Origin of the sequence: Paenibacillus sp. CECT 9249, from assembly GCF_918697855.1 — a bacterium.
Lineage (GTDB): Bacteria > Bacillota > Bacilli > Paenibacillales > Paenibacillaceae > MSJ-34.
The window spans coordinates 205596-211831 of sequence record NZ_CAKKLI010000006.1 but is presented as its reverse complement, the minus strand read 5'-3'; the positions used below and the strand labels follow the sequence as shown (position 1 = coordinate 211831).

The window sequence follows — 6236 nt, the reverse complement described above, 5'->3', positions numbered from 1 at the left end:
GCTTGCGCGAACAGGCTCACGCTATATGGAGGCATCCTTTTCCTTTTCTGTGATACGGACATTATATTCGTCAATCCCTGGACAGGCAATACCGTCAGCTTTCGGGCATTATGCTTCAGCGTAAACAGGATGGCAATGGATCGATATGAACGACAAAGCCGCGTTGATTCAAAACGGTATGACGACCGACGAAGTAAACCAAATCCCAACAGCTGCCCTGCAATCGAAGATGAACGATACGACGAGACTCGGTTATTACATCGAAGAAAAAGCTGAAACTGAAAATGAAGAAGCTGCGATCGATCTCGTAAAAGTGATTAGCAAAGCGAACATTAACGACGTCAAAATGAAAGATTTGGCGTTTTATTTATTAAATACGACCGCAACGATTCAATTGCAGGTTAGCGGAAATAAATTAACGGGACAAATAGACGACGCCGATCAGACGAACGTGCAATATCGCGTATTCTTAAATGACGAGATTTATTATCCCGAGTCCGGCCAGTTTACGCCATTAGCTCCTTCGCCGTTGGACATCTCCCTTTATCTGTCGGAAAAAGAGTTGAAATTCGGGCAAGAAAATAAGCTGAGAGTCGAATTCCAAGACTACTGGGGTCAAACCGACGTTTGGGAAACGACGTTTGTCGGCACGTACTCCGGCATTATGTTCATGGACGAGACGGGCAATTATTACTCGGATACGTTCGGCGGCATTCTCAAATATTTGGATTTCGGAGTGATCGTTGCCGGCCAGACGACGATTGACCAACGAGTTCAAGTGAAAAACCAGCTTGGTTATGGTATCACGAATCTCACATTGGAAGCGCAGAACGTTGCTTTGCCCGATGGAGTCAGAGTGGAGTTGTCGCGGAAAAATAAGCCGTTTATCGGCGAGGACAAATTGTTGTTCAGCCAAATTTTGCAGGAAGACGATGTTGTAGAATTCTATGTTCGCATTTCAACTGATATTGAGGCCAGGCCGGTTCCCAATGGAGAATTTGAAATTCGGGCAAGAGCGGATAAAGTGTAAGTCTCAATACAATGAGATCGGAAGTGGTGACGATTGATTGACTATCATGATTTGGATTCTTCTATTTTAATAAAAAGCTCGACGAACTCGATGAAGGGGAAGTTTCACCTGTACGGTTCCGGCAGGGAAGATCTGGACTCTTCCATGACGGTTGCGATACTCGCAAACAGCGATGTGGATGCAAGGATAACGCCTAGAGTCGAAAGAGCGAGCGATCTGGCCTCCGCAATGTTCATTATGTACCGCGGAGAGGGTGATTTGCACGCTTCCATCACAACGATGGAATCCATCTTCATTAACGCAACGATTGAAGTTAGACCGCATAATCAGATGTACGGCCGTTTTGAATTGCTGGAAGCCCCGAGAATCGATGCCGTTTTCCCGCCTGTTGCGGATGCGACGACGCGCAGCCGGAGCGATTTGCAAACGATCAACTACGGCGATATGCAACGAATGCTGGTCGGATCCGATAAAGGGGAGTCTTTCGATTCTTTTATCCATTTCGGCCGTTTACAAGAGCTCATACCGGATTTATTCGCACTGGAAAAGGCGAAACTGAAAATTTATTATTCCGGTGTCCTTCCGGATAACGCAACGATCCAACTGCACCAGCCGAACACCTATTGGTCGGAAATGGGCGTAACCCATGCCAATAAACCTTATTCCGTGGAACTGTTGTCGTCGGAATATAGTCTAAACCGCAAAGATCAGTATATCGAATTTGATGTTCTAAGTATTGCGAAGAGATGGCAGGACGGCAGTTTGTTTCCTTACGGATTTATTATAAAATCGCCGGACGATTATGCAATCTCTTTCTATACAAGAGAGTCCGGCAGGCCGCCTCAACTCGAGTTTCGATACGTCTCCGATTTAGTATACAGCATAGGCCGAACGGAGACGGACGCTACGATATTGATCGTTGGCGTGGGCAGCATTGAACGCGCGGGCCGTATTGTCGTTCGCGATTATATAGGCATGGAATATTTTGATTCCACTATTTTTGTGCATCGGCCCGAAGATCCGGTATGGGTAGATACGCCGGCAACGATCGGTAGTAGCCGTAGGGCGCTCCACAGTATTCTTACGGTCGGCGTCAATGATGAAGACGACTTAGCCGCAACAATAGCGGTAGCAATAAAAGCGGTAGAATCGCTCGATTCGTACATTCGTATCAGCCATAAGGAAAAATCGGCCGTTATTACCGTCGATCGCAATGCGAGCCTAGAAAGCTTCATGTGGGTTCCCGCAAAAACGGAAACGGAAGGCTGCTTGTATGCTTCGATTCCGCATATGCTTGCAGAGATCGAAGTGAGCGCGGTCAGAATGAGTGAATTGCCCGCTACGCTTACCGTCAAAACGCAAGAGGAGTCGGATCTGAAAGCCACTATCCGTACAAGTCTGCCTTTTATGGATAGTTCCGTAACGATCAGAGTCAGCGATCAATCGGATTTGAACAGTCGATTTCACATTCCATTTTACAGGGAAAAGGACGGCTTTGTTCGCATTGCGATACCGTTTGTACAAGCAACGATTGAAGTAACCTATGAAAATTCGTTAGATTCGGCGATCTATGTACCTTACCAAGAAGACGTGAATGCGTGCATTACAATTCATCAGCATTCGCAATTGGTTGCCACGTTGGATGTGCGAACATTCAGCGACATTGACTCAACGATTGCCGTGAGCGTCCCGGAGATCCATGCGTTTCTCTACCCGAGAATAAAGGGCGAGGACGATTTGGATGCTTTTGCGCTTATTCGTCAACGCGACGCCAGCGACTTGCATTCCAGAATTTTGTTGAAGGGTACGGCGAAAGCGTATTATTACATTTTGTAGAACCCGATCAGTATAGCATTTGAACATGTGGCGTATAGAAAAAGATTACCCGCAACGGATACTCTTTGCGCCACCTTTATTCTGCTTACCCCGCTTCGCCAAAAATAGGGGCCTGCCGCCGCTTTCCAGAGCCTTCTAAAAACATCGAATATCTATTACAATAAGGAAGATAACTAGGCAGAAGAGAGGTTGACAGCATGTGCGAGTGGTTTGAGCGCAGTTTCGGACAAGACTATCTCCTCGTCTATAAGCACCGCGATCTGCAAGGAGCGTACGAGGAAGTGCGCAAAATGATCGGCTGGCTGCGCCTTGCGCCGCGGGCTCGGGTGCTTGATTTATGCTGCGGGATGGGACGCCATTCGCAGGCGCTGGCGGACGCCGGCTATGAGGTGACTGGAGTCGATTTGTCGGAGACGCTGCTCGATGAAGCGCGCAAGAGCGATCGGGAAGGCCGCATTCGTTGGCTCAATGGAGATATGCGCAGGCTGCCGTTGGATAGTATGCAGTTCGATGCAGTCGTTAATTTGTTTACGTCTTTCGGCTACTTCGAGGAGGACGGAGAACATTTGCAAGTGCTGCGGGAAATGAAGCGTGTCTTAAAGCCGGGAGGACAATTCATCATCGATTATTTGAATTCGTCTTATGTGGAAAGGCATCTCGTCCCCTTCTCCGAACGGGAGGAAGACGGTGTAACGATTACGGAGAAGCGGCGGATTGAAGACGGTTATGTAAAAAAGACAATTGCCATTTCCGATCAAAAAGGCGGGAAGAGAGAATATTTGGAGCGGGTGAAACTGTATCGTTTGCCGCAATTGACGGACATGCTGCAGCAAGCGGGATTGCGCGCGGAGCGTGTATACGGAGGTTACGACGAAAATATACCTTACGACGCGACGCTGTCGCCGCGAATGATTTTTGTCGGGCAAGCAGACTGAATTTATCCGTTTATATAGAATTGCCTGCATCAACCGATAAAGGAGAGTCGATCCATTGGGAGTATCATATCCAGAACTAACGCATTGGAGCGGGAACATCACTCAGGTCAAAATACCGCTGCCGTTTTCGCTGCGCTGGGTCAACAGCTATGTCGTTCGCGGAAGCGGCGGATACACGTTGATCGATCCCGGTTTGCATACCGAAGACGCCGTGCAAGCTTGGCGAAAGGCAATGGCGGAATTGGGCCTCGCCTTCTCCGATATCGAACAAATCGTATTGACGCATTATCACCCGGATCATTACGGGCTTGCAGGCTGGTTTCAACGGGAGACCGGCGCCCCCGTATGGATGTCGCGCATCGGTTGCGAGCATGCGCAAATGATGTGGGGACCCGAGCAAACGATGACAAGCCGGCTCCACGCATTATACGTGCGGCATGGCATGGAGAAGAGCGTCTCGGACCAAATCATCCCGCATATGGACGGCTTCTTGCCTCTTGTATCGCCGCATCCGCTTGAAGTGCGTTATATCGACGCCGGGACGGGACAGTCGTTTCGAATCGGCGACAGGCATTGGCTGCTCGTGACTGCTCCCGGCCATGCGGCCGGACATCTATGTTTTTACGACGCCGAGACTCGCGAAATGTTCTGCGGCGATCAAGTGCTGCCGCAAATTTCGCCTAATGTCAGTTATTTGCCGGGCAGCGATCCGAGCCCGCTGGAGTCGTTCCTGGAAAGTTTGCGTTCCTTGCGCCATTATGAAGTGGAGCGGGCTTATCCCGGGCATCGCAATCCGTTTACGAATTTCCAAGAGCGCGTCGGCGAGCTTCTCGCTCATCATGAAAGCCGCCTGAACGATACGATGGAACTGCTCTGCGAACCGCAAACGGCCTATCAGGTATGCGTCGCCCTGTTCGGCAAGAGGCTGACGATCCATCAGATCCGCTTTGCCATGTCCGAGACGTTGGCTCATTTGATCGAGTTGAAACGATTGGATCGAATACGGGAAGAAGAGCGTGACGGACAAATCGTCTTTAGAAAGTACAACCCCCGGTGAATTCACCGGGGGTTCGCTTGCGAATAGGGCGATTTATGCAAGAAACGAGCGAAGCATCCATACGTGTTTCTCCAAGCTCGTATGGATGCCGAGCAGCATATCGGAAGTCGATTCGTCGTTATTCGCTTGCGCGATTTCCATTCCAGCTTGCAATTCGCCAATCAGTTTCGTGAAATCGTCGGCGATTGCTTGTACCATTTGTTGAGCGGTTTCGCCGCCTTTCGCTTCCGCTACGGTTGCGGTTGCCAAATAATCTTTCATCGTCGCCAGCGGCGTGCCTTGCACCGCGAGAACACGTTCGGCCAAGTCGTCAACATATTGCGCGGCTTCCCCGTACAATTCCTCGAATTTGGCATGAAGCGTGAAAAATTGCTCGCCTTTGACATACCAATGGAAATTGTGAAGTTTGACAAACAATACGTTCCAGTTGGCAAGTTGTTTGTTTAATACGTCGACTACAGGTTTCATAGCGCACACTCCTTTTTATTATTAGAATTAATACTAAATTAGAATTATTATAATCTAACTAAAATTATAATAACACGATTCGTCTAAGGAATCAAGCAGGAAGCGGTAAGTTTATTATTCCACTTTTCCCCGTTCCAATTCTTACGGTTACATGAACGCTTCCTTTTTGCCGCATCGTTTACGACTCGGTCCAACCCCAACTCTCCGGTCCGTTATCCGGCGCGGCGTCACTTTCATCCGCATGAGCGGATCGCATTTTTTCCAACTGCTGCTCGCGCTTCGCTTGTTTGCGGTGAGCCATGCGGCTGCTCGCGGACGCGGCGACGGCGCCGACAATATCGTCGAGAAACGTATGGATTTGTCCGTCATGCCGGTCGTTTAAACGGACAAGTATGCCGGGCTTCAGTTTATCGATGTAACCATAGTTCGTAAAGCCGATGCTTCCGTACACGTTCACGATCGAGAAGGCGAGAATCTCATCGACCCCGTACAGGCTTTCGTCATTGCGGATCATATTTTGCAAAGGTTGCAGCAATTCCCCCTTTTCCGCCAACATATCGAGTTGGATTCCGGTCAATACCGCATTTTGGACCTCGCGTTTTTGCAGTACTGCCTCTACATTCTCCAGACATTCTTCCATCGTTAAGTCAGGGTAATACTTCCTTTGCAATATCATAACCAATTCGGCGATTTGCTCGTTTTGTACCCCTCGTTGTTCGAGCAAGGTTTTCGTCGCTTCGGCGACTTCTTTGCTGTTCAAGCAATACGGGGCAGTCGAATCCTCCATGAAATTCACCTCGTGATGTGATTTTGTTTTTTCGGTAAGTAGTTATATCACAAAGACAAGGCTCGTATACATGGTAGTACAAACAGGGAGGTTGTTCTATGACATGGAGCATAGAAGCGCATG

General features: G+C 48.9%; 6 protein-coding genes. 4 read left to right on the top strand and 2 right to left on the bottom strand.

Going from position 1 to position 6236, the window contains the following annotated elements; translation table 11 throughout:
- Nucleotides 1-145 precede the first annotated feature (145 nt).
- The 4 genes from LQ229_RS08200 (at nt 146) to LQ229_RS08185 (ending at nt 4858) form a co-directional block, all read left to right on the top strand.
- Nucleotides 146-1030, top strand: a complete 885-nt coding sequence (locus LQ229_RS08200; RefSeq protein ID WP_230191391.1) for a hypothetical protein — start codon at nt 146-148, stop codon at nt 1028-1030.
- Nucleotides 1031-1063: 33 nt separating this feature from the next.
- Entirely contained in the window at nt 1064-2866 is a 1803-nt protein-coding gene (locus tag LQ229_RS08195; RefSeq protein ID WP_230191390.1) for a DNRLRE domain-containing protein, read from the top strand.
- A gap of 197 nt (nt 2867-3063) precedes the next feature.
- Complete coding sequence (locus LQ229_RS08190) at nt 3064-3801, top strand: class I SAM-dependent methyltransferase (protein WP_216536529.1); 738 nt, start codon at nt 3064-3066, stop codon at nt 3799-3801.
- Nucleotides 3802-3856: 55 nt separating this feature from the next.
- A complete protein-coding gene (locus LQ229_RS08185; protein ID WP_216536528.1) occupies nt 3857-4858 on the top strand; it encodes an MBL fold metallo-hydrolase in 1002 nt (333 codons plus the stop codon).
- 33 nt (nt 4859-4891) lie between these two features.
- Here the strand turns inward: LQ229_RS08185 and LQ229_RS08180 are convergent, their stop codons facing one another.
- Entirely contained in the window at nt 4892-5326 is a 435-nt protein-coding gene (locus LQ229_RS08180; protein ID WP_216536527.1) for a Dps family protein, read from the bottom strand.
- A 178-nt stretch (nt 5327-5504) separates the two neighbouring features.
- Entirely contained in the window at nt 5505-6113 is a 609-nt protein-coding gene (locus LQ229_RS08175; protein WP_216536526.1) for a phosphatidylglycerophosphatase A, read from the bottom strand.
- Nucleotides 6114-6236 lie beyond the last annotated feature (123 nt).

Bases quoted from the DNA above. Each gene is read 5' to 3' on its own strand.
- LQ229_RS08200 (WP_230191391.1), top strand. From the start codon at position 146: ATGAACGACAAAGCCGCGTTGATTCAAAACGGTATGACGACCGACGAA.
- LQ229_RS08190 (WP_216536529.1), top strand. From the start codon at position 3,064: ATGTGCGAGTGGTTTGAGCGCAGTTTCGGACAAGACTATCTCCTCGTC.
- LQ229_RS08180 (WP_216536527.1), bottom strand. From the start codon at position 5,326: ATGAAACCTGTAGTCGACGTATTAAACAAACAACTTGCCAACTGGAAC.
- LQ229_RS08175 (WP_216536526.1), bottom strand. From the start codon at position 6,113: ATGGAGGATTCGACTGCCCCGTATTGCTTGAACAGCAAAGAAGTCGCC.